Annotated in this window: 21 protein-coding genes and 2 tRNA genes; 11 read left to right on the forward strand and 12 right to left on the reverse strand. The window is 69.3% G+C overall.

The genetic code is table 11. The features are described 5' to 3' along the window. Window positions 1-24: 24 nt before the first annotated feature. Genes EAO79_RS00390 through EAO79_RS00400 form a run of 3 tightly spaced genes read right to left on the reverse strand, consistent with a single transcriptional unit; the run spans window position 25 to window position 1,205 of the window. Window positions 25-330 carry a DUF3253 domain-containing protein gene (locus EAO79_RS00390; protein ID WP_124767363.1) on the reverse strand — a complete coding sequence of 102 codons (306 nt, stop codon included), beginning with the start codon at window positions 328-330 and terminating at the stop codon, window positions 25-27. After that, entirely contained in the window at window positions 323-790 is a 468-nt protein-coding gene (locus tag EAO79_RS00395; RefSeq protein WP_164486851.1) for an ImmA/IrrE family metallo-endopeptidase, read from the reverse strand. Before EAO79_RS00395 ends, EAO79_RS00390 begins: the two co-directional genes overlap by 8 nt. Beyond that, complete coding sequence (locus EAO79_RS00400) at window positions 762-1,205, reverse strand: helix-turn-helix domain-containing protein (RefSeq protein ID WP_124767365.1); 444 nt, start codon at window positions 1,203-1,205, stop codon at window positions 762-764. The genes EAO79_RS00395 and EAO79_RS00400 overlap by 29 nt, the downstream gene beginning before the upstream one ends. A gap of 154 nt (window positions 1,206-1,359) precedes the next feature. On the opposite strand from EAO79_RS00400, the gene EAO79_RS00405 reads away from it, so the two are divergent. The 3 genes from EAO79_RS00405 to EAO79_RS00415 all read left to right on the forward strand — a co-directional run bounded on the left by EAO79_RS00405 (window position 1,360) and on the right by EAO79_RS00415 (window position 3,380). Next, the gene (locus EAO79_RS00405; RefSeq protein ID WP_206428260.1) at window positions 1,360-1,731 is read left to right on the forward strand and encodes a hypothetical protein; all 372 of its coding nucleotides are present in this window, start codon (window positions 1,360-1,362) and stop codon (window positions 1,729-1,731) included. Window positions 1,732-1,837: 106 nt separating this feature from the next. Further along, complete coding sequence (locus EAO79_RS00410) at window positions 1,838-2,590, forward strand: M23 family metallopeptidase (RefSeq protein ID WP_164486853.1); 753 nt, start codon at window positions 1,838-1,840, stop codon at window positions 2,588-2,590. Between the two features lie 100 nt (window positions 2,591-2,690). After that, entirely contained in the window at window positions 2,691-3,380 is a 690-nt protein-coding gene (locus EAO79_RS00415; RefSeq protein WP_124767367.1) for a M23 family metallopeptidase, read from the forward strand. A gap of 101 nt (window positions 3,381-3,481) precedes the next feature. On the opposite strand, the gene EAO79_RS00420 is transcribed toward EAO79_RS00415, so the two are convergent. Then, window positions 3,482-4,183: an SDR family oxidoreductase gene (locus tag EAO79_RS00420; protein ID WP_124767368.1), complete on the reverse strand. Its 702-nt coding sequence runs from the start codon at window positions 4,181-4,183 to the stop codon at window positions 3,482-3,484. 92 nt (window positions 4,184-4,275) lie between these two features. Between EAO79_RS00420 and EAO79_RS00425 the strand changes: the two genes are divergently transcribed. From EAO79_RS00425 to EAO79_RS00450, 6 genes are all read left to right on the forward strand, one after another. Continuing rightward, window positions 4,276-4,674, forward strand: coding sequence for a MerR family transcriptional regulator (locus EAO79_RS00425; RefSeq protein WP_124767369.1), 399 nt, complete (start codon window positions 4,276-4,278; stop codon window positions 4,672-4,674). Between the two features lie 143 nt (window positions 4,675-4,817). After that, window positions 4,818-5,396: a hypothetical protein gene (locus EAO79_RS00430; RefSeq protein WP_124767370.1), complete on the forward strand. Its 579-nt coding sequence runs from the start codon at window positions 4,818-4,820 to the stop codon at window positions 5,394-5,396. A gap of 82 nt (window positions 5,397-5,478) precedes the next feature. Beyond that, window positions 5,479-6,030, forward strand: coding sequence for a hypothetical protein (locus EAO79_RS00435; protein ID WP_124767371.1), 552 nt, complete (start codon window positions 5,479-5,481; stop codon window positions 6,028-6,030). 37 nt (window positions 6,031-6,067) lie between these two features. Further along, entirely contained in the window at window positions 6,068-6,565 is a 498-nt protein-coding gene (locus tag EAO79_RS00440) for a DUF3592 domain-containing protein (RefSeq protein ID WP_124767372.1), read from the forward strand. 228 nt (window positions 6,566-6,793) lie between these two features. Beyond that, window positions 6,794-9,637: an immunoglobulin-like domain-containing protein gene (locus EAO79_RS00445; RefSeq protein ID WP_164486855.1), complete on the forward strand. Its 2,844-nt coding sequence runs from the start codon at window positions 6,794-6,796 to the stop codon at window positions 9,635-9,637. After that, window positions 9,624-10,001 (forward strand): hypothetical protein, encoded by a 378-nt coding sequence (locus EAO79_RS00450; RefSeq protein ID WP_124767374.1) that lies wholly within the window; start codon window positions 9,624-9,626, stop codon window positions 9,999-10,001. Before EAO79_RS00445 ends, EAO79_RS00450 begins: the two co-directional genes overlap by 14 nt. Window positions 10,002-10,101: 100 nt before the next feature. Here the strand turns inward: EAO79_RS00450 and EAO79_RS00455 are convergent. The 4 genes from EAO79_RS00455 to EAO79_RS00470 form a co-directional block, all read right to left on the reverse strand. Beyond that, a tRNA-Met gene (locus tag EAO79_RS00455) sits at window positions 10,102-10,178 on the reverse strand. 42 nt (window positions 10,179-10,220) lie between these two features. Then, window positions 10,221-10,292, reverse strand: a tRNA-Thr gene (locus EAO79_RS00460). A gap of 80 nt (window positions 10,293-10,372) precedes the next feature. After that, a complete protein-coding gene (locus EAO79_RS00465; protein ID WP_241160944.1) occupies window positions 10,373-11,125 on the reverse strand; it encodes a lytic transglycosylase domain-containing protein in 753 nt (250 codons plus the stop codon). 231 nt (window positions 11,126-11,356) lie between these two features. Then, window positions 11,357-11,734, reverse strand: coding sequence for a PGPGW domain-containing protein (locus tag EAO79_RS00470; protein ID WP_124767375.1), 378 nt, complete (start codon window positions 11,732-11,734; stop codon window positions 11,357-11,359). A 218-nt stretch (window positions 11,735-11,952) separates the two neighbouring features. Between EAO79_RS00470 and EAO79_RS00475 the strand changes: the two genes are divergently transcribed. Beyond that, on the forward strand, window positions 11,953-13,734 hold the full coding sequence (locus EAO79_RS00475) for a glycoside hydrolase family 13 protein (protein WP_124767376.1): 1,782 nt from the start codon (window positions 11,953-11,955) through the stop codon (window positions 13,732-13,734). Between the two features lie 202 nt (window positions 13,735-13,936). On the opposite strand, the gene treZ is transcribed toward EAO79_RS00475, so the two are convergent. The 4 genes from treZ to EAO79_RS00495 all read right to left on the reverse strand — a co-directional run bounded on the left by treZ (window position 13,937) and on the right by EAO79_RS00495 (window position 21,273). Beyond that, the gene (gene treZ, locus EAO79_RS00480) at window positions 13,937-15,712 is read right to left on the reverse strand and encodes a malto-oligosyltrehalose trehalohydrolase (protein ID WP_206428261.1); all 1,776 of its coding nucleotides are present in this window, start codon (window positions 15,710-15,712) and stop codon (window positions 13,937-13,939) included. A gap of 5 nt (window positions 15,713-15,717) precedes the next feature. Continuing rightward, window positions 15,718-18,072: a malto-oligosyltrehalose synthase gene (gene treY, locus EAO79_RS00485; protein WP_124767377.1), complete on the reverse strand. Its 2,355-nt coding sequence runs from the start codon at window positions 18,070-18,072 to the stop codon at window positions 15,718-15,720. Then, window positions 18,069-20,117 (reverse strand): glycogen debranching protein GlgX, encoded by a 2,049-nt coding sequence (gene glgX / locus EAO79_RS00490; protein ID WP_124767378.1) that lies wholly within the window; start codon window positions 20,115-20,117, stop codon window positions 18,069-18,071. Before glgX ends, treY begins: the two co-directional genes overlap by 4 nt. 94 nt (window positions 20,118-20,211) lie before the next feature. Next, complete coding sequence (locus EAO79_RS00495) at window positions 20,212-21,273, reverse strand: serine/threonine-protein kinase (protein ID WP_159453425.1); 1,062 nt, start codon at window positions 21,271-21,273, stop codon at window positions 20,212-20,214. 244 nt (window positions 21,274-21,517) lie between these two features. Between EAO79_RS00495 and poxB the strand changes: the two genes are divergently transcribed. Further along, on the forward strand, window positions 21,518-23,254 hold the full coding sequence (gene poxB / locus EAO79_RS00500; protein ID WP_124767380.1) for a ubiquinone-dependent pyruvate dehydrogenase: 1,737 nt from the start codon (window positions 21,518-21,520) through the stop codon (window positions 23,252-23,254). Window positions 23,255-23,296 lie beyond the last annotated feature (42 nt).

Raw genomic sequence — 23,296 nt, forward strand, 5'->3', positions numbered from 1 at the left:
CCGGCCTTCACCGCGACACGGGGCTCACTGCTCGTCGACGGCGTCCTTCGCCCATCGGATCCGGATGGGTCCACGGACCGTCGCGCGGTCGACCGCCTCGTCGCCCTGCGTGATCCGCACCCGGCCCTCGTCGACCAAGCGCCAGGCGACCCGGCGGGTGTCGTCCATCAGCGCTCGCCAGTCGTCGCCGCCGACGGCTCGTGCCACGTCCGACGGACAGATGGACGAGGTGGCGGCGCGCTTGCCCAGCAGGTCGAGGATGGTCCGCTCGAGGACATCGTCGTCGACGACCCCAGCCCGCTTCGGCTGCGACTCCGCTCCGTCAGTCATGCGTCCCAGTATGCGCGCGCCCCGGAGCGGCTTCAGCCTGCTGGGCCGGATCCGCGTGCTGCGCGAGATCCAGGTGCTGGGCGACGAACGCGCGCGCCAGGCGCGTCGTCACGCCGAGTTCCGCGACGAGGTGCTCGAGATCCGGTGCCCACCGCGCGATCGCCCGGAACTCGTCGAGGTCGATGAGGTTGGATGCGGCGAACCGGTCGGCCTGGGCCTCGTGCTTCGGCCGGTCGTCCTCGTGGCCGAGCACGCAGTGCGCGATGCCGTGCGCGAGGGCGTTCCGGCGGTGGACGGACCGGAGCGACTCCTGGATGACGATCGTCTGGGCGTCCGGCAGCCAGCGCTCATGCGAGACCCGGAGCGGCCGGAAGATCACCGCGAGCCCGAGCTCCTCCGCGTGGGCATACGGGTCGTAGGCCCGCCCGCGCTCACGGGGCTTCCGGCTCCGGTTGCTCAAGTTCTGGATCGGTGATTGCCGCCCCACGTTCCCCCTCCAACTGCTCCGTCGTCCACGACGCAGCCTCGCGCTGGCGTCGCTTGCGATCCAGCTCGTCATTCGTAGCAGCGGTGTCCGACACCGGAGCCATACGCTCGTCGGCGCTCGCCTGCAGTTCGGCCTCGATCCGACTCATCCCCCCGACGGCTTGCAGGGCGTCGGCAAGGAGTCGCACCGGATCGGCGCCGGTCACCGCGCAGAGCGTCACGAAGGTCGGGCCGCTGATCTCGCTGCGACCGGCGAGCACGCGTTGCAACGTCGTCGGACTCATCCCCGTCGCCTCAGCCAGGGTGCGCTGATTCATCCGTCGCCGCTTGTAGGCGGCGACGAGTTCGTCCGCCAACGCCTGATTGACCATCGCCTCTGCTGCGTTCACGTTCCGATCGTAGCCAGAAACCCTGTCGGGAACGGCAGAAAACCTGCCTCCTGCGCTCTATAGTGTCATCTCCGACCTGAATGATGCCAGATGAGACAACTTCTGGAAACCATCTAGGTCGTCCACCATCACCCACGACGCCTGAGGAGGCACCATGACCGAACACCGGACATCACCGGAACCACCGACACCACCGCCCGTCCCGTTTCCAGCACAGCGGATCATCCGCACCGTGATCCAGACGACCGCGGCCGTGATCCTGAGCTCGGTGGCCTGCATCACGACCGCGAGCATCATCGCGCCACAGCTCCTGGAGGCGATCCGGGAGCTCCTCCCGGACGACGTCTACGCCTGGGCGGCTGCGGCCGTGGCCACGACGGCGGCGATCGCCGCAGCACTGGCCCGGATCATGGCGATCCCCGGCGTGAATGGCTTCCTGACCAGGCTGAGCGCAGGATCCGCACCTCGCCACGCTCGACTCGATTCAGACGTCGAATCTGCCACTGGAGAAAGAATTTCAGGATGAATCGGCAAGATGAACTGGACAAGTTGACGAGATGGTCGTAAAGTCTCTCTCGAACACACGTTCGAATGTCGGAGGACACTTCCTCCATCAACAGAAAGGAGGGCTCATGGTCTTGAAGTACCAGCAACCGTTCACACAGACGGATCAGGCGACAGACGGCTGGGGCTCTTGGGCGGATGGGCGTACACAGGCCCATCGAGGCGTCGACTACCAACCGGGGGCCGGCGCATCGATTCCCGCAGTGGCAACCGGGACGGTGTCGTACAACGACTGGAACTCCGCGCTCGGCAACGTCCTCGTGATCGCCCATCCGGATGGCATGTACTCGGGATACTCGCACATGCGTGATCGATCGCCGCATGCGCCGGGGACGGGGATCACGCGGGGCCAGCACGTCGGCTACGTCGGGAACACCGGCACGGCGTCTCGGGCCGCGCATCTGCACCTCACCATCACCTACACCGCGGACGGAACCTGGAACAACGGTGACATCAACGTCACTGTCGACCCGTACGCATTCATCAACGCTCGCCTCAACGGCGACGACCCCAACACCACCCCACCACAGAAAGAAGAAGACGACATGGCAGCAGGAACCCTCATCAAGCGACAGGACAACGCGGCGGTCTACTGGCAGGAGCACCCGCTCGCTCCGCTGTACCCGCTGAACGGTGGCCAGTTCGCCGCGTACACCAACCAGGGGCTGAAGCTCAACGACCTCGCGCCGGCGAGCTTCGACCCGATCATCCAGCGGGTCGGCCGGTACACGCTCGACCAGCAGGAACGACGCATCCCCGCTGGCACGACCGACGCCAAGTACGAGGGCTGGCAGATCTACCTGCCCAACCGCCCGCTGTAACCCTTCCGGGTTCTCGCAAGGGAATCACTCCCACACCGGGCATCCTCCGAGCAGACCGTAATTGCTCGGGGGATGCCCCCCCTCAGTACGGAGGAGCCACATGGTTCTCAGATATCAACACCCGTTCGCCCAGATCGACCTCGCCGACGGCTGGGGATCGATGGCCGGCGGGCGGACCCAACCGCACCGCGGACTGGACTACCAACCCGGCGCCGGAGCCGCGATCCCCGCTGTCGCAGCCGGGGTCGTCTCCGCCAACCGGTGGAACGCGACCCTCGGGCAGATCGTCGTCATCGCACATCCCGACGGCATGTACTCGGGCTACTCGCATCTGGCGGCGGCCTCACCCCATCAGGTCGGTGCGGCGATCGTCCGCGGTGAACCCGTCGGCGTCGTCGGGAGCACCGGGTCCGCAGCCCGAGGACCCCATCTCCACCTCACCATCACCTTCACCGCGGACGGCACGTGGAACAACGCAGACATCGGCGTCACCACCGATCCGTATCTCTTCATCAACGCTCGCCTGAACGGCGAGGACCCGGTTCACCCTCTCAAGGAGTCAGACATGCCCAAGATCATCAGCGTGCCAGGTGGCACCATCGCGCTCGTCACCGAGACGTTCGGCACGATGTACACGTCCGCCAGCGGCGGGCAGGGATTCTCCATCGCCGCCAACACGAAGGCCTACGGTCAGGTCAGCGGGCTGACCCAGGACCAGGTCTCGACCCTCGTCGCCGAGGCGAACGCCCGAGGCCAGCGCATCGCCGACCTCGTCGCGGCCGCGCGATAGCCGCACCGGCACGAGGAAGCCCCCGAGCAGACCGTAACTGCTCGGGGGCTTCCTCCATTCTGCACGGTGCACGCCCGGTGCACAGGGCCCAGGTTCGATGCTCAGGCGAACTGCGCGTAGAACGCGTCAGGTCCGTGGGCGAGCGAGGCCTTGACCATGGCACTCCACTCGTCGACGACGACCTCGGAAGCGCCGGCTGCGACGCCGTCGAGGCTCGCCCGTGCGACGTCCGCGGGGTCGACCATCGGGCCCTCGTAGCCGGCCATGATGTCGGTGTCGGCGGCCCCGAGGTGGAGCCCCTGCACCGTGACGCCCTTCGGGGCGAGTTCCAGACGGACCGCGTTCGTCATGTTCCACTCCGCCGCCTTGGCCGCGGCGTATCCGCCGGAGCCGGGGTGCGCGAACCAGCTCAGGGCGGAGAGCACGTTGACGATCGCCCCTCCACCGTTCCCCTCGATCACCGGCGCGAACGCACGCACCATGGCGAGGTTGCCCCAGTAGTGCGTGTCCATCTCGCGCCGAGCGTTCGCGAGGTCGTCGGTCAACATCGAGCCCTGCGTGGCGATGCCGGCGTTGTTGACGAGCAGCGTGACGTCGGTCGCGATCTCGGCCGCCGCAGCGACGGACGCCTCATCGGTGATGTCCAGCTGCAGCACCTCCACGCCCGGGATGTCGACGAGTTCCGGGCGCCGCGCGGTGGCGTACACCTTCGAGGCGCCGCGCTCGAGCAGCTGCACGACGAACCGGCGTCCGATGCCCCGGTTCGAGCCGGTGACGAGTGCGACGGATCCTGCGATGTCCATGATTCCCTTCCGCGTGCGGGTCGATCCCGCAGCAGCCTGGTTAGGCTAAGACCTCACATCAATGTCAGGTGCAAGCCAGGAATGGAAGATCGATGCGCATCGGAGATCTCGCGGCTCGGACCGGGGTGAGCGTCCGCTCGCTCCGCTACTACGAGGAGCAGGGGCTGCTCACCGCCACCCGCACGACGAGTGGCCAGCGGACCTATGAACGAGCGGCGGTGGAACGCGTCGAGCTCGTGCAGCAGCTCTTCGCGGCCGGCCTGCCGAGCCGCACGATCGTCCAGCTGCTCCCCTGCGTCGATGCGGGAGTCGCGACGCCGGAGTCCCTCGCGCTGCTCCGGACCGAACGCGACCGCATCACCGCGCAGATGGCCGACCTCGAAGCAGCACGCGCCCGCTTGGAAGCGGTCATCGACATCACCCTCCACCCGACGCCGGAGCACTGCCCCGCCCTGCGCGAGGAGCTTCCGGCCGAGCTGGACGCCGCCTGACGCCACCCGGCACGGCTCCGGCATGGTCGGCCCATCGCGGCTACCATGACCACGTCGGAGGTCGAGGGCTACCGGTCGCTCGCCTTCGCGGCAGCCGAGTCGGGCACGCCTGAGCCCGACTCCCGATCCGGGGGGGGTAAGCGATGAGTGAATCAGCGAAGCAGGGGTCAGCGAAGCAGGGACCAGCGACCGCCACCGAGTCGGTCGCCGCCCAGGCGGCGCGCACCCGGCTCGAGGAGCGCGTGGCGGGCATCGAGTCGATCCTGATCTCGGTCCCGATGCTGCTGCTCGAGATCGCCCTCATCCTCTCGCTGTTCGTCCCCTACGCGAGCCAGACGAAGACGGATGAGGACCCTGAGTCCTTCAACCTGTTCTTCTTCCTCGCGGGATTCGCCGATCGCGACGACGACGGCGACCCGGAGGCCGCCTCGATCCTGTTCGCGAGTGCGTTCCTGATACTCATCGTCGTGATCGTCGGCACGATCTGCACCGCGCCGACCCTCGCGGGCAAGCGGGTCTCGTCGCGAGCGGGAGCGACCGCGGTGACCTTCATCATCGTGCTCATCCTCGGCAACATCGGCGCCTGGATGGTCATGCTGATGGGGGTCTACGCCGACTCGCTCTGGACCATCGGTCCAGCTCTGCCACTGCTCAACCTCGGCACCCTGCTCGCGGCGATGATCGCCTTCATGCCCGGCTACCGTCGCATCTGGGAGCGATAGCAGTTCGAGGTCAGTGTGCGATGGGGAGCACTGCCCATCCGCCGATCGTCGCGGACTCTCGCCGCGTTGCCATACTGAGTCCGTGAGTGGAACCGACGTTGCGCCGACGGGCGTGCTGCAGGACTATCAGTGGGCCGTCGAAGCCGAGCTGCAGAACACCCCGTTCATCGTCACCAGGCTTTCCGACGGGTTCCAGGTCGGATACGATCTCGCGGACGCCCGGTGGTGGAACGTCCTCCAGCTGAACGAGGTGTCCGACAGCATCACCTACACCGTGCGGGTCGATGAGCGACGCCGGCGGTTCAGCATCACCGACACGGTCAAGCGGATGAGCTGGTCGGCTGGTGTCTCCGGCTTCGTGCCGCGCCTCTCCTGGTCGTTCTCCTGGCAATCCGGCCGGGTCCGCTACGGCAGGGTCATCATGCTCGGGACCTCCCCCGGCGGGTTCGAGATCGCGTTCAGCCCCGAGAACGAACGCGCGCGGATCAAGGAGATCGGCGAGGAACTCGGTCTGCGTCCCCGCATGAGCCCCCACGTCCGCATCGGGCTCTGGGCGGCGGCCGGTGGCGTCGCGATCGGCCTGATCGTGCCGGCCATCATCATGCTGAGTCTTTCCCTCACCGGGAACCACTGATGCAGGAGCTTCGAATCGGGACGGTGGTGCACTGGTGATGGCACGCAAGCGCGCGACGGGCGACACACGCGGCTTCCTGCACAGCAGGGTGTTCCAGACGGTGGCGATCGTCCTGATGCTGTTGGCCGGTCCGGTGGCCGTGGTCGTCGGCTCCTTCATGATGGCAGCCGACAGCGACCTGTTGCAGAACGGGGAGCGGACGAGTGGGACGGTCACCGAGGTCGACGACGGCCGGAAGGCATCTCACCACCGGTTCAGGACCGACTATCTGGCACCCGACGGTTCGCCACAACGGGTCTGGGCGGACTGGCCCCTCGACGGCAAACCCGCCGTCGGCGACGTCGTCACGGTGATCTACCGCGCGGACGACCCCGGCACGGCGGTGCTCGAGGGCTATGACGGACCGGGGACCTCGGTCGTCGGGATCGGTGTCGTGCTGACCGGCGTGAGTCTCCTGATCGGTACCGCGATGCTCGTCGGGGTCTTGCTTCGAGCAGGCCGCGGGCCTAACCCCGAGGAGATCTCGAAGCCGTGACCGTGCGGTGACCGAGGTCGCCGCCCGTCCGAGCATCCGTCACCGGGTCGACTCGCACAGCTCCTCGCTCTTGACGGACCGGGTCTGCATGCGCCAGGGTCGACATCACGATGTGAGCGATCACAATCCGTGACCCCGATCCCGAGACGATGGAGTTTCCAGGTGAGTCCACAACGCCTATCGACCATGCGACCCCGGCACCTGTCCCGTAACCGGACAACCCCGCTGGTGGCCTCACCCAAGCGGGCCGCTGCCTGGGGCGCGATGATCATGGTGGGAGTCATCTCCGCTCTGGGCGCCACGCCTGCGACGGCAGCCGCAGACTCGAGCGCGCTGCTGCACTATCGATTCGACACGGCCGCGAACGGTGTGGTGCCGGATGTGAGCGGTAACGGCAACGACGGGACGCTCAGGAACGTGGGCGGCACGGTCGCCGACGGCCTGCTCACCCTGCCCGGCGGCTCGGCCGACTCGGCGCCCTATCTCGACATCCCGACCGACGATCTGGCCGGGGTGCAGACGTTGACCTCGAGCATCTGGCTCGAGTCGCAGTCACCAGCTGGGAACACCGCTGCAGCGTTCATCGGTGGCCCGGTCGGCGATGGCCAGTTCTCAGCGGGCTACTGGTTGCTCAATCCGGCGAATCCGAACGGGTACGTCAAGTCCGTCATCACGGATTCGGTGAACCCCGGAGCACCCTGGACGACCGAGGTGGGCGCCGGTTCGACCAACGCGCCCACCAGCGGACTCCGGACCCCGACGGGGATGGCGCTCCACACGACCGTGATCGACGGCCTGGCCGGAACGTTGACGAGCTACGTGAACGGTGAGCGGATCGCGCAGACCGCCATCACGCGCGACGTGGCGTCCTTCGGCCCGGACCTCGTCGCCTACCTCGGCCGCTCCACCTACGCGGACGCCGGGTGGAAGGGCTCCATCGACGAGGTCGTCCTGAGCGACGTCGCGATGACGGCGACGGAGGTCCAGGACGCGTTCATCGAGCAGTCGATCGAGAAGGCGTCGTCCGGGCTGCGCGTACCGACGGAGGCTACGAGCGACTTCCCACTCCCCTCGACCTCCTATGGAACGCGTCTGAGCTGGACCTCGGATGACGCCGCCATCGTCGTGGAGGACGGGCTCGCGCGGGTGGTCCGGCCGACGAATGGCGAGCAGGACGCCACGGTGACCCTCACTGCCACGGTGACCGCCGGAGACCGACAGGAGACGCTGGCATTCCCCGTCCGGGTCGCCGCCGACCGCTCCGACGCTGAGAAGCTCGCCCTCGACCTGGAGGGCATCCGGATCACCAATTCGGATGACATCCGGTCCAACTTCTCCGTCCCAGGCGCGGGCCCGAACGGATCGTCCTTCACCTGGTCCGTCATCGGCGGCACCGGGGCGGCGACGGTCCGCGCGGGAGTCGACGAATCGTCGAAGACCATCGACGTCGTACGCCCCGCCACCGGGAGTGCCGTGACCGTGACGCTCCGCGCCACCGCGCGCATCGCCGGATCCGAACTGACGCGGGACATCACCGTGTCCGTCCAGCCGCTGCCGGCGGACCAGCCGGATCCCGAAGCCTATGTGTGGGCGTTCTTCACCGGGGAGGGCAGTGGTGCCGAGCAGGTCAGCCTCGCTGCATCCAAGGGCAACGACGCGTTGAGCTGGAACACGCTGAACGAGGGCAAGCCGATCTTCACGTCGACCCAGGGCACGACCGGCCTGCGCGACCCGTTCATCCTCCGCTCCCCCGATGGCGACCGGTTCTTCATGATCGCCACCGACCTGAAGATCGACGGTCTTCCCGGCGGCTTCGCCACGGCCCAGATCAGTGGGTCGCGGTACATCGAGGTCTGGGAGTCGAACGACCTGGTCACCTGGTCCGAGCAACGGCATGTGAAGGTCTCCTCGGACTTCGCCGGGAACACCTGGGCGCCCGAAGCTTACTGGGACGACAAGCTGGACACCTTCGTCGTGTTCTGGGCCTCGAACCTGTACGACACCACGGACGAGAGCCAGCGGACGAACGTGACCTACAACCGGATGATGTACGCGACGACCGACGACTTCATCACCTTCTCCGATCCCGAGCCGTGGATCGACGTCTCGCGTGGGCCCGGTCTCGGCACGATCGACTCCTCGGTCACGAAGTCGGGCGACTACTACTACCGGTTCACGAAGGACGAGGGGACGCTGACCATCCGCGAGGAGCGGTCGACGGATCTCCTCGCCACCGAGACGGGGACCCTGCCCGGTGCGGGAGGACCTGCCGACCAGTGGAGTCTCGTCAAGGACCAGGTCGCCTCCGGATTGCCGAACGGCGAGCCGGGCGGTGTCTACCTGAACGGCGAGGGCCCGAGTGTCTTCCCCGCGAATCCCGGCGACGTGAACGGGCTCGACTGGTATCTGTTCATCGACCAACCCGACTACCACGGTGGCCCGAACCACTACATCCCGTTCGGGACCGACTCCCTCGACGACGGCGACTCCTGGGAGCCGTTGGGGGCCAAGCTCCGGGAGAACCTTCCTCAGAACGCGGACGGCGGAAAGCCGAGGCACGGCACGGTCATCCCCGTGACCCGTGCTGAGTACGAACGTCTGTTGACCGCCTACGCTCCGGCTGTCGCCGTCCAGGGCGTCTCCGTACCCGACGTCGTCACCGCGGTGGGTACGGCTCCGAGCCTGCCGTCCGCCGTGCTGACGAAGGTGGACGGTTCGGTCGAGACGGTCCCTGTGGACTGGGCAGCCGTGCAGGCCGATCAGTATGGAGCGCCCGGCAGCTTCACCGTGTCGGGCACGGCGGCAGACGATGCCCGCACGCCGGTCGACGTCACCGTCACCGTGCGGGCGGGGGGCGCGCTGCCGGGTGGACCCGAGCCGTCCACCCCGCCAGCGGCGGAACCGGGTTCGTCGTCGGGTGGTGACGCCGTCAGCGGCCCTGGCCCGAGGGACGGCCTGGCGTCCACGGGGGTCGACACGGAGGCCGTCGCGCTCCTGGCGACGGCCGCGACCATCGCCCTCCTCGTCGGCGGGCTGCTCACCCGGCGCCGCACGAGACGTGGGGAGATCTGAGGGCGGTCTCGTCGTCGCACAGGCGTGGACGGCTGCTGTCCAGTCAGCGACGCGTGAACTCCACCGAGGACTCGACAGCATCGACGGTGTCGACGTCGAAGAGCTGTGGATGCCCTTGGATGAGGACAAAGGCACGGCGCTGCAGAGGATCATCCGGGCTGATGGCTTGCGTGTCGTCGCATACGCCGGTGACGACCGCGGGGACCTGCCTGCGTTCAGAGTGGCGCTGGCCAGCGGCGGGTATGCACTCGTCGTCGAGGGCCCCGACGCTGCGGAGGAGGTCGCTCGGATGCCCGGAGTCCACTTCTCAGGTCCCGGCGAGTTCCAGCAGTGGCTCCAGCAACTTGACGACGCTCTAAGCTGACCGGATCGCTACTCGCAGTCGTGCGCGATTCAGCGAACGCTGCGGCAAAACAGAGAAGCACCGGAGAAATCTCCGGTGCTTCTCTCTTGAACAGCTGATCTGGTAGCAGGAGAGAGATTCGAACTCTCGACCTCACGATTATGAGTCGTGCGCTCTCACCAACTGAGCTACCCTGCCACGTCTCTCCGTATGCCGGCGAGAGCAGTGACGGAGAGAACGAGCCCCGAGCGGGACTTGAACCCGCGACCTCTTCCTTACCAAGGAAGTGCTCTACCACTGAGCTATCGGAGCGCGAACCAAACCGCTCACGCGGAAATGGCACCAGTAGAGACTAGCATCCCGCGAGGGGTGCTTCGTACACCGGATCGGGATCAGTTCGCGGCGAAGGTGTCCGCGGCGTGGACGACCTTCTGCAGGTACGACGCGGCCCCGTTGTACGAGCCGATCGCCGCGATCCACTCGGCCTCGATGCGGAGGTCCCGGCCACCGTGGCACAGATAGTGCGCTGCGGCGAGCGCCGCGTCGTCGATCTGCTGCGGGTCCGCGACGCCGTCGCCGTTCCCGTCCGCGCCCCACCGCTGCCAGGTCGACGGGATGAACTGCATCGGCCCGACCGCACGATCCCATCTGGCGTCACCGTCGAAAGCGCCGCGGTCCGTGTCGGTGACGGCATCGAACTCAGTGCCCGTGAGCGCCGGGCCGACGATGGGTGGAACGGCCCGCCCGGCGTCGTCGAGCGCACCACCGAAGATCGTGCCGTGGCCGGACTCGACGCTCCCGAGCGCAGCCAGGGTGTTCCAGGCGATCCCGCAGCCCGGCTGCGTCTCCGCGACGGCGAGCGCCGCACCGGCGTAGGCGACCATCGCCCGCTCGGGGATGCCGAGGCGGAGCGCCGTGGCCGTCGCCCAGGCACGGTCCACCCGGTCGGTGACGGCCGCCGGCGCTGTTCCAGCCGAGCCCGCGGCGGGGATGCCCGGTCCCTCGACGGCAGCATGTGGCGCGGTTCCGAGGGTCGAGTCCCGTGCTTCCGCCCGACTGATGAGCTCCGGTCCCCAGACGACCGCTGCCACGATGACGGCGAGACCGACGATCGCGACCGCTCCGCCGGCGACGAGCCATCCCACGCGGATGCCCGACCGCCGGTTCCGGCGTGTCGGTGCGACGGGGCGCCGGGAGCCGTTGCGCGCGCCGGACGGTCGGGACCGCGGCTTCCGCGTCGAGCGGGTGGCGCTGGTCGTGCGTCGTCCGGGCGCAGCGGTCTTGCGTTGTGCGGGCCGACGCGCACCACTCCCCTTCGCCGATGTCCCCACCGGTCCACCGTACCCGCGCGTCGGTCGGCGCCGTGCGCCGCGGGGTCAGTGCTCCGGAGCAGCCTTCGCAGCCTGCTTGGCCTGACGCTTCGCCCGAAGGTCTTTCGCGACGGCGACACCCTTCTTGGCGGCGGCGTTCGCCTTCGTGCTGGCGCGCTTCGCACCCTCGAACTCCGAGGCGAGGACGGCGAGCCCGCCGACGGCGATCAATGCTCCCGGTCCGGGAAGCGGGATCAGGGCCACGCCGAGGGCCACGGTGCCACCGCCGACGACACCGACGCCCGCCCGGTAGACCCGGTTCGCGGTCGGATTCCGACGGATGATGCCACGCGTCGTCCGGGCCGCTGATCCGGCGATGCCTGCCGCCTGCGAGGCGACGCGCTTCGCCGTGCTGCGGGCCGAGCCGTCCGATTCCGTGGTCATGTCCCCACTCTAAGCAGGGCGGGCGGGTCGGTGGCCGGGAATCCGGTCCGAATCGACGTGGCTCCCGTGTGACCGAACCGACGTGAGCGCGGGGTGCCAGCGCGACCGCACCCCTCCGGAGCGCCGCGCTCGCCGCCATGCATCGCACTCGTGTCAGCGCACCGCGGTGGCCAGTCCACGAGCGGCGACGGGCCCCGTGAATGGCCTAGGGTAGCGACATGGACTCCGCCCTCCCGACCACGTCCGCGACCGCAGCTCAGCACGTCTCCCCCGCAGGAGGCTCCACCCCCGGTTCGGAGTGGTGGCGCTCCGCCGTCATCTACCAGATCTATCCGCGATCCTTCGCGGACGCGAACGGCGACGGCCTCGGCGACCTGCCCGGGATCACCTCCCGCCTCGGCGCCCTGCAGGAGCTCGGCGTCGACGCCATCTGGCTGTCCCCCTTCATGACGAGCCCGCAGAAGGACGCCGGCTACGACGTCGCCGACTACTGCGACGTCGACCCCATCTTCGGCACGCTCGCCGACTTCGATGCGATGACCGCTGCCGCGCACGCTGCCGGCATCCGCGTCATCGTCGACCTCGTCCCCAACCACTCCTCGAGCGCCCACCGCTGGTTCCAAGAGGCCCTCGCGGCCGGGCCCGGCTCGGCGGAGCGCGCCCGGTACATGTTCCGCGACGGCACGGGCGAGCACGGCGAGATCGCCCCCAACAACTGGGAGTCCGTCTTCGGCGGTCCGGCCTGGACGCGCGTCACCGAGGCCGACGGCACGCCTGGCCAGTGGTACCTGCACATCTTCGACTCCTCGCAGCCCGACTTCGACTGGACGAACCCGTGGGTCCGCGAGCAGTTCCGCGACATCCTCCGGTTCTGGCTCGACCGCGGCGTCGACGGGTTCCGCGTCGACGTGGCGCACGGCATGATCAAGGCCGACGGCCTGCCCGACTACACCCCACCGGCCGAGGGCGGCAGCATGGGTGGCGCCTCCGTGGACGCGTCGCTCGAAGCCGCCGGCACCGGTCCGGATTCGTGGCCCGAGACCGCGCCGTACTGGGGACAGGACGGCGTCCACGAGATCTACCGCGACTGGCACGAGCTGCTCGCGACGTACGACGGCGACCGTGTGCTGTGCGCCGAGGCCTGGGTCGACCCGCTCGACAAGATGGCCCTGTGGGTGCGCCCCGACGAGATGCAGCAGGCGTTCAACTTCCCGTACCTCGAGACCCCGTGGAACGCCGCAGACCTCAAGGCGGTCATCGGCGAGTCGCTGCGGGCGTTCGCGCAGGTCGGCGCTCCGAGCACGTGGGTGCTGTCCAACCACGACGTCGTCCGGCACGCGTCCCGCCTCGCGCTCACGGAGGAGAACCCCCAGGGCTACGGCGTCGGTCCGAACACCCCCGGCCAGCCGGACCGGGCCCTCGGGTTGCAGCGGGCCAGGGCGGCGACCGCCCTCATGCTGAGCCTGCCCGGTGGGGCGTACCTGTACCAGGGCGAGGAGCTCGGGCTCCCCGAGGTCATCGACCTGCCGGATGACGCCCGACAGGACCCGACGTGGTTCCGCACGAACCACGAGCGGTACGGCCGCGACGGCTGCCGCGTCCCGATCCCGTGGGAGGCCGGCCACCCGGCGTACGGCTTCAACGAGACCGGGGCGTCCTGGCTCCCCCAGCCCGACGACTGGAACGACTACTCGCGTGACGCCCAGGCCGGGATCCCGGGTTCGACCCTCGAGCTGTACCGCACGCTGCTCCGGCTCCGGCGCGAGCACCAGCTGGGACTCGGTTCGATCGCCTGGATCGAAGGCGCTCCGGAGACCATCCTGGCGCTGACCAACGGACGCGTGACGGTCGTGGCGAACACGGGCTCCGAAGACATCGGGGTCCCGTCGTCGCTCTCCGACGCCGCCGTGCTCGTGGCGAGCGGGCCGTTCGACGGCACGACCATCCACGGCGACACGACGGTCTGGTTCACCACGCCGTCGACGCTGCCCGCCGGCTGACTCACTCCGCTGGCCGATGTGCCAGCGCGGTGCGCCGACGTGACCGCGGGCGTTTCGGTGCCAGCGCGGTGCGATGACGTGAGCGCGCCGGAATCGGCCCCGCCGCGGGGCGTGCGCGTGAGCGCGCCCCTCCGAAGGGGCGCGCTCACGCCGCAGACCCGCGCCCGGGTCAGCGCACCGCGCTGACCCGAGGCCCAGGGACTCAGTGGTGCAGGATGGCGACGGAGTGCGCTCCGAGCCGCAGTGACCCCTCCGTCGTGACGACCTCGCCGAAGCTGTCGAGCAGCTCACCGACCCGCTGGGTGAGCTCCACCGGTTCCGTCCCGAAGTTCACCGCGAGCATCGCAGAGCCACGACGCAGGACGAACGAGCCGGTCGCCTCGTCGACGATCGCGGTCGTGTCGGCGAACGCTGGATCGGTGAACGCCGGGACCGTCCGCCGCAGCTCGATCACCCGTCGGTACCAGGTCAGCAGCGTCGCGTGCCGCCCACGGGACCGCTCCGACCAGTCGAGCACCGACCGACGGTAGGTCTCGGGATCCTGGGGATCCGGCACGTCGGCCTCGTTCCAACCCATCCGGGCGAACTCGGCGATCCGGCCCTTCGCCGTCGCCTCACCGAGCTCGGGCTCCGGGTGCGAGGTGAAGAACTGCCAGGGCGTCGAGGCGGCCCACTCCTCCCCCATGAACAGCATCGGGGTGAACGGTCCGAGCAGCGTGACGGCGGCGGCGATGGCGAGCTGCCCGTCGTCGAGGGTCGCGGCCAGCCGGTCGCCCGTCGCGCGGTTCCCGATCTGGTCGTGGTTCTGGTCGGAGACGACAAGCCGCCAGCTCGGCGTCCGTTCGAGGTCGATGCGGCGGCCGTGGTGGCGCTTGCGGAAGCTCGACCAGGTGCCGTTGTGGAAGAACCCCTCCTCCATGACCTTGCCGAGCGCACCGAGCGGCGCGAAGTCGGCATAGTAGCCGGACACCTCGCCGGTGAGCGCCACGTGCAGTGCGTGGTGGAAGTCGTCGCTCCACTGCGCGTCGAGACCGTACCCGCCGGCACCGCCTGGCCCCCGGGGCGTGATGAGCTTCGGGTCGTTCAGATCCGACTCGGCGATGAGCGTGAACGGTCGGTCGAGGTCGGCGCTGAGCGCATCCACCGCGGCGTCGAGTTCCTCGAGAAGGTGGATCGCACGGGTGTCGCGCAGGGCGTGTACGGCGTCGAGGCGAAGGCCGTCCACCCCGTACTCCTCGAACCACAGCAGCGCGCTGTCGATGATGTACCGACGCACCTCGTCGGAGTCCGGCCCGTCGAGGTTGAGGCTGTCGCCCCAGGTGTTGCCGGCGCCGTCCGCGAGGTACGGACCGAAGCGCGGCAGGACGTTGCCGGAGGGGCCGAGGTGGTTGTACACGACGTCCTGGATGACGGCGAGCCCGCGCTCATGGCACGCGGCGACGAAGCGACGGTAGCCGTCCGGTCCGCCGTAGGCCTCGTGGACAGCCGACCAGAAGACGCCGTCGTAGCCCCAGTTCCAGACGCCGTTGAACGCGTTGACCGGCAGGACCTCGACGGCGTCGACGCCCAGCTCGACCAGCTCGTCGAGGCGTTCGATCGCCCCGTCGAAGGTGGCCGCCTCGGTGAAGGTGCCGATGTGGAGTTCGTAGAGCACGGCACCGATGAGCGAGCGACCCCGCCAGCCGGTCCCGTCGCAGGGTGCCGGGTCGGATGCGACGACGCGTGACGGGCCGTGGACGCCCTCCGGCTGCCGGCGCGAGCGCGGATCGGCGAACGGACCCTCACCGTCGACGAGATAGCGGTAGTCGCTGTCGACGACCGCCGCGCGGGGCTCGGCACCGTCGAGCGCGATCCACCACCCCTCGGCGACGTCGCGGTCCATCGGGTGCTGCTCACCGTCCAGGACGAGGTCGACGCGCTCGGCCTCGGGTGCCCAGACGCGGAACCCGGCAGCCGGACTCGTGGTGCTGGTCGTCATCGTGCTCACTCCTCGCTCGCGGCCTCGGCCGCATCGTCGGGCCGCGTCAGGACGGCGACGGGATACTGCTCCAGCAGCGCCGCGAGACGGACCTCGCCACCCTGCAGCTCACGGCCGGTCAGCACGTCGACGAGCCGGCCCTCCGGCAGGGTGACCGTGGTCGACTTCCAACCGCCATGCTCCGCGAGCCGGAGCGAGAGCCGGGTCGCGACTGTGGTGACGCCACCGCGTGAGAACGCGACGACGTGGTCGGCGGCCGGTCCGTCCGCCCCGACGGGGGTGTACTCGGCGAACCGCGACGGGTGCTCCCGTCGCAGGCGGAGGAGCCGGCTGGTCACGAGGAGCTTCGCGGCTCCGTCGGCGTCGACCGGCGGCAGCCAGCCCTCGTCGAGACGGGCCAGCACCGCGCGACGCTCGGCGTAGTCGACCGGGCGACGGTTGTCGGGGTCCACGAGCGATCGGTCCCAGAGCTCGCTGCCCTGGTACACGTCCGGCACGCCCGGCATCGTGAGCTGGATCGCCTTGGCGACCAGACTGTTCGTCCATCCGGCCGCCTCGACGTCCGCGACGGCGTCGAGCAGCGCGGCGTTCGCACGACGGCTGTCGTACAGTCCGTCGACCGCTGCATGCAGGGCGGCCTCGAACGTCTCGTCCGGTGCGGTCCACGTGGTCGAGTCGCCTGCCTCACGGGCGGCCTTCTCGACGTAGGCGTGCAGTCGCTCGCGCTCGATCGGCCACGCACCGACGGCCGCCTGCCAGACCAGCTGCTCGAGCTGCCGGTCGGGGAAGCCGTTCGAGGTGTGGAGGGCGACGGCGTGCTCCGCCCACCGGTCCGCGACTTCACTCAGGGCGTCGATACGGGCGCGGACGTCTTCGCTGCGCTTCGTGTCGTGCGTGCTGAGCGTCGTCATCGAGGACGGCCACTCCGCCTGCCGCCGTGCCTGGCGGTGGTGGAACTCGGCGACGCTGATGTCGGTCTCGGCGGGGTCGCCACCGACCTCGGTCAGCGAGGTGAGCGCCGTGTAGCGGTAGAACGCGGTGTCCTCGACGCCCTTCGCCATCACCATGCCCGAGGTCTGCTGGAACCGCGCGGCGAGCGGATCGGTCGAGTTGCGCAGGCGCGGAGCCAAGGCGGCGAAGGCGTCTGCGAGCTCCGGCCGACGGGTCTCCGCCTCGTCGAGTGCGGCGTCCAGGTATTCGTCGCCGAGCGGCAGGTAGGAGCGGTAGACGGGGAACGCGGTCAGGATCTCGGCGAGGGCGTCCACGGCGTCCGGGACCTCGGGCACGAGTCTCGCGAGACGTCGCACCTCGGAACCGAGGATCCCGTCGGCGATGCCGCGCTTCGTGGTGTGCACGAGGTCGTCCCACGCTTCACGCGTCAGTTCGACGCCGGCGAGCTGGCCGATCGTCGGCAGCCCGGTCGGGTCGACGAGCACCCGGTCGACGTCGCCCAGGGCGTCGTACCCGGTGGTCCCGAGCGTGGCCCACTCGGCCGGCAGGTCCTCTTCGCCCTCGAGGATCTTCTCCACCCAGATGGGTGCTCCGCCGATGCGCTCGGACAGTCGGTCGAGGTAGGCACCGGGGTCGAGGAGCCCGTCCGGGTGGTCCACGCGGATCCCGTCGGCGAGGCCGTCGTCGAACCAACGACCGATCTCGACGTGCGAGCCGTCGAAGACCGCCGGGTCCTCGACCCGGATCGCTGCGAGCGTGTTGACGGCGAAGAACCGTCGGTAGTTCAGCTCGCTGTCGGCGCGGCGCCAGTTCACCAGTTCGTAGTGCTGGCGGTCGTGTACCTCGCGGGCGCTCGCGTCGTCGTCCGCCGTCCCGGGAGCGATGGGCAGTCGGTGGTCGAAGTAGCGCAGTTCGCCGTCCTCGATGCTGAGGTCGTCGAGCGCACGACGTCCGTCCTCGTCGTCGCCCAGGATCGGCACCCGGATCCGACCGTCGCCGGCCTCCCAGTCGACGTCGAACGCGGCCGCGTGCTCTGCGTCCCGACCGTGCTGGATCAGGTCCCACCACCAGGCGTTCTCCACCGGTGTCGCGACGCCCATGTGGTTCGGGACGGTGTCGATGAGGACGCCGAGGCCGGCCGCGTGGGCTGCTTCGGCGAGCGCCGTGAGCCCGTCGGCACCGCCGCGCTCCGGGTCGACCTCGGTGTGGTCGACGACGTCGTAGCCGTGGGTGGATCCGGGTTCCGCGCGGAGGATCGGCGACAGGTAGACCCAGTCGGCACCGAGGGCCTGGAGGTAGTCGACGAGCGCCGCGGCGTCCTGGAGTCGGAAGTCCGCGGTCAGCTGGAGACGGTAGGTCGAGACGGGCACGGTGGAACGCTGTGGCCCGCCGCCGGACACGGTGGTCATGATGCGACCCCCGATCGCAGGAGGGTGAAGGAGGTCCCCTGCACGATCACCGTCGTCGACCCCTCGGCGAGCATCTGCTCCGGGTCACTCGATTCGACGAGCGCCCATGGCAGGCCGGGAGCCTTCGGCAGGCTGAACTCCACGCCGTTCTCGGCCGCGTTGAGCAGCAGGGCGAACGACGCCGATCCGGCGTGACGGAACACGAAGGTGATCGAGCGGGCGTCCGGGTTGTCCCAGTCCTCGTCGGCGAAGGGCTCGTCGTCGGACCGGGTGATGAAGACCCGGTCGTCTGCTTTGGAGCCCGGACCCTGGCGGAACCAGTCGGGTCGCAGGGCCGGCTCGGCGAGGCGCAGGGCGATCAGACGCTTCGTGAAGCCGAGGAGGTCGTGGTCGGCGTGCTCCCAGTCGAACCACGACACCTCGTTGTCCTGGCAGTAGGCGTTGTTGTTGCCGCCCTGGGTGCGGGCGATCTCGTCGCCGCCGAGGATCATCGGGACACCGGCCGACAGCAGGACCGTCGCGAGGAAGTTGCGACGCTGACGGCCGCGGCGCGCGTTCACGGCGGGGTCGTCCGTCGGACCCTCCGCACCGTTGTTGCTGGAGCGGTTGTCGCTCTCGCCGTCGTTGTTGTCCTCGCCGTTCGCCGCGTTGTGCTTCGTCGAGTACGCCGTGAGGTCGGCGAGGGTGAAGCCGTCGTGCGCGGTGACGAAGTTGACGCTGGACAGCGGCGAGCGTCGGGACGCCTCGTAGACGTCGGGGCTACCGAGGACGCGCTGCGACATGGTGCCGAGCACGCTGTCGGCGCCGTTCCAGAAGTCGCGCACGTCGTCGCGGAACTTCCCGTTCCACTCGGACCAGCTCGCGGGGAAGCCACCGACCTGGTAGCCGGCGGTGTCCCACGGCTCGGCGATCATCTTGATCGGGGCGAGCACCGGGTCCTGCTCGATGAGTGAGAGGAACGCACTGTGGATCTCGGCGGAACCGTCCTGGCGGGTGAGCGTCGTCGCGAGGTCGAAGCGGAAGCCGTCGACGTGCATCTCGGTCACCCAGTAGCGCAGGGAGTCCATGATGAGGCCGAGCGCCGCGGGGTGGCCGACGTTGACGCTGTTGCCCGTGCCCGTGGTGTCGAAGTAGTGCTCGCGGTCCTCGTCGACGAGACGGTAGTAGGCCGCGTTGTCGATGCCCTTGAACGACAGGGTCGGGCCCATGTGGTTGCCCTCGGCCGTGTGGTTGTAGACGACGTCGAGGATGACCTCGAGGCCGGCGGCGTGCATCGCCTTGACCATGGCCTTGAACTCGTCGACCTGCCCACCGGTATCGCCGGCGGCCGCGTACTCGCCGTGCGGGGCGAAGAAGCCGATGGAGTTGTAGCCCCAGTAGTTGCGGAGCCCCTTCTCCTCGAGGTGGCTGTCCTGCACGAACTGGTGCACCGGGAGGAGTTCGACCGCGGTCACGCCGAGGTCGGTGAGGTAGCGGATGGCTGCCGGGTGGGCGAGGCCGGCGTAGGTGCCGCGGATCTCCTCGGGCACCTCGGCGAGCTGCTTGGTGAAGCCCTTCACGTGGACCTCGTAGACGATCGTCTCGGCGAGCGGGATGCGCGGGGCGACATCCTGGCCGTCGGCGTCCCAGTCGAACGAGGACGGGTCGGTGACCACACCGAGCGCGACGTGGCCCGCGGAGTCGGTGTCGTCCATCGTCTCCGGAGCGTCGAGGCGGTGGCTGAACTGCGCCTGGCCGAGGTCGTAGCGCCCCGTGACCGCCGTCGCGTGCGGGTCGAGCAGCACCTTCGCCGGGTTGTGGCGGAGACCGTTCGCCGGGTCCCAGGGGCCGTCGACGCGGATGCCGTACCGCGTCCCGGGGACGAGGCCCTCCACCAGTCCGTGGAACACGTGTCCGGTGCGCTGTTCGAGGCGCGTCTGCTGCTCCTCCCCACCCTCGGGGAAGATGCACACGGTGACGGCGTCGGCGGTCTCCGAGTAGATGGCGACGTTCGCACCATCGCCCCGAAGGGTGACGCCGAGCGGATAGGGGGTCGAGAGCGTCATGGCGCCCTTTCACTCGAAGGGATCGATCGTTGTTGAGACGGTACACCGGCCGGATGACTTCCCCGGTTCCGGACGAAACGTGGTAATGGGCCGATCAGAACGCGAAGATGCCGATCGCGACGCCGATGGCGAGCCCCGCAGCGGCCGTCGCGGCGGCGAGGAGCAATGCGATCCGGGGGTCGACGCCCTGGTCGACGACGAGACCGAGGCGCGCACGCACCCGGCGGACCCGGCGGACGCGCGACTCGGACCAGATCTCGCGCAGGCTGGCTGCGACCTCGTGGGCGGCGGGTCGGTCCTCCGGCTTGCGGGCGGTCATGGACCGCAACAGCGGGTGCCAGGCGGCGGGGAGCTCGGGCGGGATCACCGGGTCACGGTGCAGGCGTGCGATGGCGGCCTCGACGAGACCGCCGTCGAACTCCCGGCGACCGGTGACGGCCTCGAGCAGGACGAGGCCGAGCGAGTAGATGTCCGTCTCGGTGCCGACGGTGTCGCCGAGCGCCTGCTCGGGCGAGAGGTAGGACGCCGTGCCGGAGATGGCCTCGGTGTTCGTGAGGCGCGACCCGCCCACGAAGTGCGCGATCCCGAAGTCGGACAGCTTCACGAGGTTCGCGTGGCCGAACGCGGCGATGTCGCTGAAGAGCATGTTGTCGGGCTTGATGTCGCGGTGCACGATCGACCGCGTGTGGATGAAGGACAGCGCGTCGGCGACCTGCGCACCGAGGGCGGCTGCGTCACGCGGGAGCATCGGGCCGGCCTGCAGCTTGTCGGTGAGCGTGGCGCCCGGGATGTACTCCATGACGAGGAACCGGTGCTCGACGCCGCGGTGGACGACGGAACCGGAGTCGTAGAGCTCGACGAGCCCCGGGTGGCGGAGTTCCCCGAGCAGACGGATCTCCCGCTCCTGACGCAGCCGGTCGTTCGCGGTCGCGGCCTCGTCGCGGAAGAGCTTCACGGCGACGGGGCGCGAGAGCAGCTCGTCGCGTGCGCGGTAGACGTTGGCGGACCCGCCGGAGCCGAGCTGCTCACCGATGCTGTAACGCCCGTTCGACAGGCTGACGCCGGTGACGACCGTCTCGGTGTGCTCGGTGAACATCGCAGCTGGATCGGTGATCGATCCGGCGTGTGCCGGCGGTCGGTGCAGGGAGTCGCTCACGGCCGCCCCCTTCACGGTGCAGTCGATGTTGGCCGCGCCACCGTGTTCTCGGCAGGCTGTTCCAGCAACCACGTTACAAGGCGTTCGTCGTTCAGGCGGATTCGTGTCGGAGTGTTGAGAACGGCTAGCGCACCTGGTAGGCGTCTGCAAGACCCCGATGCTCCCTTGCGGGCCCCGAACCGCGACGAGGACCATGGAGAGGGCCGGGGAACCCGGGCCGAGTCGTCTGCTGCGAGGAGCACCCATGTCCACTGTCGCTGAAACCGTCGTCGCCACCCTCCAGGCCAGCGGTGTACAACGCGTCTACGGCCTCCCGGGCGACTCCCTGAACGGCTTCACCGATGCTCTCCGCTCCTCCGGCGGCATCGACTGGGTGCACGTGCGCCACGAGGAGGCGGCCGCCTTCGCCGCGGCGGCGGAAGCGGAGCTGACCGGCGAGCTGGCGGTCGTCGCGGCGAGCTGCGGCCCCGGCAACCTGCACCTCATCAACGGCCTCTTCGACGCGAACCGCTCACGGGTACCGGTGCTCGCGATCGCCGCCCACATCCCGAGCTCCGAGATCGGGACCACCTACTTCCAGGAGACCCACCCGCAGGAGCTGTTCCGTGAGTGCAGCGTCTACGTGGAACTCGTCTCCCAGCCGGAGCAACTGCCGCGGGTGCTCGAGATCGCGATGCGCACCGCGGTCGAGCGCCGCGGCGTGGCCGTCGTGGTCGTCCCGGGCGACGTCATGCTCCAGCACGCGGTCTCGGAGCACGTCGCCGCCATCCGGGCGACGCGACCCCGGATCCTGCCGTCGGAGCACGAACTCGACGAGGCCGCTCGCCTGCTCAACGGCGGCAAGCGGGTCACCATCCTTGCCGGAGCCGGAGTCGCCGGAGCGCACGAGCAGCTCATCGCGACCGCGGACGCGCTCGGCGCCCCCATCGTCCACGCCCTGCGCGGCAAGGAGCACGTCGAGTACGACAACCCGTTCGACGTCGGCATGACCGGCCTCCTCGGATTCGCCAGCGGCTACCACGCCATGCTCTCGTGCGACGTCCTCCTCATGCTGGGCACCGACTTCCCCTATCCGCAGTTCTTCCCCGAGCACGCGACCGTCATCCAGGTCGACATCCGCGGTGAGCAGATCGGCCGGCGGCACCCGGTCGACCTGCCGCTCGTCGGGACCGTCCGGGACACGCTCGACGCGCTGCTGCCGAAGCTCGAGCGCAAGACGCACCGCAAGCACCTGGAGGAGTCGCTCAAGCACTACCGCAGCTCGCGGAAGGGCCTCGACGACCTCGCGACCGCGGACCACGACGGCCAGGCGATCCACCCGCAGTACCTCGCGAAGGTCGTCGACCGGCTGGCGACGGACGACGCCGTGTTCATCCCCGACGTCGGCTCCCCCGTCGTCTGGGCGTCGCGCTACCTCACCATGAACGGGCGGCGCCGACTCATCGGCTCGTTCAGCCACGGCAGCATGGCGAACGCCGTCTCCCACGGTCTCGGAGCCCAGGCGTCCCACCCCGGCCGCCAGGTCATCGCGCTCGCGGGCGACGGCGGACTCACCATGCTGCTCGGCGAACTCATCTCGCTCACCCAGAACAAGCTGCCCGTGAAGATCATCGTCATCAACAACTCCTCGCTCAACTTCGTGGAGCTGGAGATGAAGGCCGCCGGGTTCGTCAACTTCGGCACCGACCTTGTGAACCCCGACTTCTCGCGTGTGGCGGAGGGCATGGGGATCCACGGCGAACGCGTCGAGCGGGCGAGCGAGTTGGAGGGCGCCATCCGTCGGGCCTTCGATCACGACGGTCCAGCGCTCGTCGACGTCGTGACGGCGAGACAAGAGCTGTCGATCCCGCCGACGATCACCGCCGAGCAGATGAAGGGGTTCACCCTGTACGCGCTCCGGACGGTCATGTCGGGCCGCGGCGACGAACTGCTCGACCTCGCGAACACGAACCTGTTGCGCCGCATCCTGCCCGGCCACTGAGCGACGGCCGGATTCCCCCGCGGTATCCAGAGACCGCCGGGT

The sequence above is a fragment of the Plantibacter sp. PA-3-X8 genome (assembly GCF_003856975.1).
Taxonomy (GTDB): Bacteria; Actinomycetota; Actinomycetes; order Actinomycetales; family Microbacteriaceae; genus Plantibacter; species Plantibacter auratus.

Bases quoted from the DNA above. Each gene is read 5' to 3' on its own strand.
- glgX (WP_124767378.1), bottom strand. From the start codon at position 20,117: ATGACGCTCTCGACCCCCTATCCGCTCGGCGTCACCCTTCGGGGCGAT.
- EAO79_RS00410 (WP_164486853.1), top strand. From the start codon at position 1,838: ATGGTCTTGAAGTACCAGCAACCGTTCACACAGACGGATCAGGCGACA.
- EAO79_RS00405 (WP_206428260.1), top strand. From the start codon at position 1,360: ATGACCGAACACCGGACATCACCGGAACCACCGACACCACCGCCCGTC.
- EAO79_RS00430 (WP_124767370.1), top strand. From the start codon at position 4,818: ATGAGTGAATCAGCGAAGCAGGGGTCAGCGAAGCAGGGACCAGCGACC.
- EAO79_RS00415 (WP_124767367.1), top strand. From the start codon at position 2,691: ATGGTTCTCAGATATCAACACCCGTTCGCCCAGATCGACCTCGCCGAC.
- treZ (WP_206428261.1), bottom strand. From the start codon at position 15,712: ATGACGACCAGCACCACGAGTCCGGCTGCCGGGTTCCGCGTCTGGGCA.
- EAO79_RS00425 (WP_124767369.1), top strand. From the start codon at position 4,276: ATGCGCATCGGAGATCTCGCGGCTCGGACCGGGGTGAGCGTCCGCTCG.
- EAO79_RS00440 (WP_124767372.1), top strand. From the start codon at position 6,068: ATGGCACGCAAGCGCGCGACGGGCGACACACGCGGCTTCCTGCACAGC.
- EAO79_RS00420 (WP_124767368.1), bottom strand. From the start codon at position 4,183: ATGGACATCGCAGGATCCGTCGCACTCGTCACCGGCTCGAACCGGGGC.
- treY (WP_124767377.1), bottom strand. From the start codon at position 18,072: ATGACCACCGTGTCCGGCGGCGGGCCACAGCGTTCCACCGTGCCCGTC.
- poxB (WP_124767380.1), top strand. From the start codon at position 21,518: ATGTCCACTGTCGCTGAAACCGTCGTCGCCACCCTCCAGGCCAGCGGT.
- EAO79_RS00475 (WP_124767376.1), top strand. From the start codon at position 11,953: ATGGACTCCGCCCTCCCGACCACGTCCGCGACCGCAGCTCAGCACGTC.
- EAO79_RS00390 (WP_124767363.1), bottom strand. From the start codon at position 330: ATGACTGACGGAGCGGAGTCGCAGCCGAAGCGGGCTGGGGTCGTCGAC.
- EAO79_RS00470 (WP_124767375.1), bottom strand. From the start codon at position 11,734: ATGACCACGGAATCGGACGGCTCGGCCCGCAGCACGGCGAAGCGCGTC.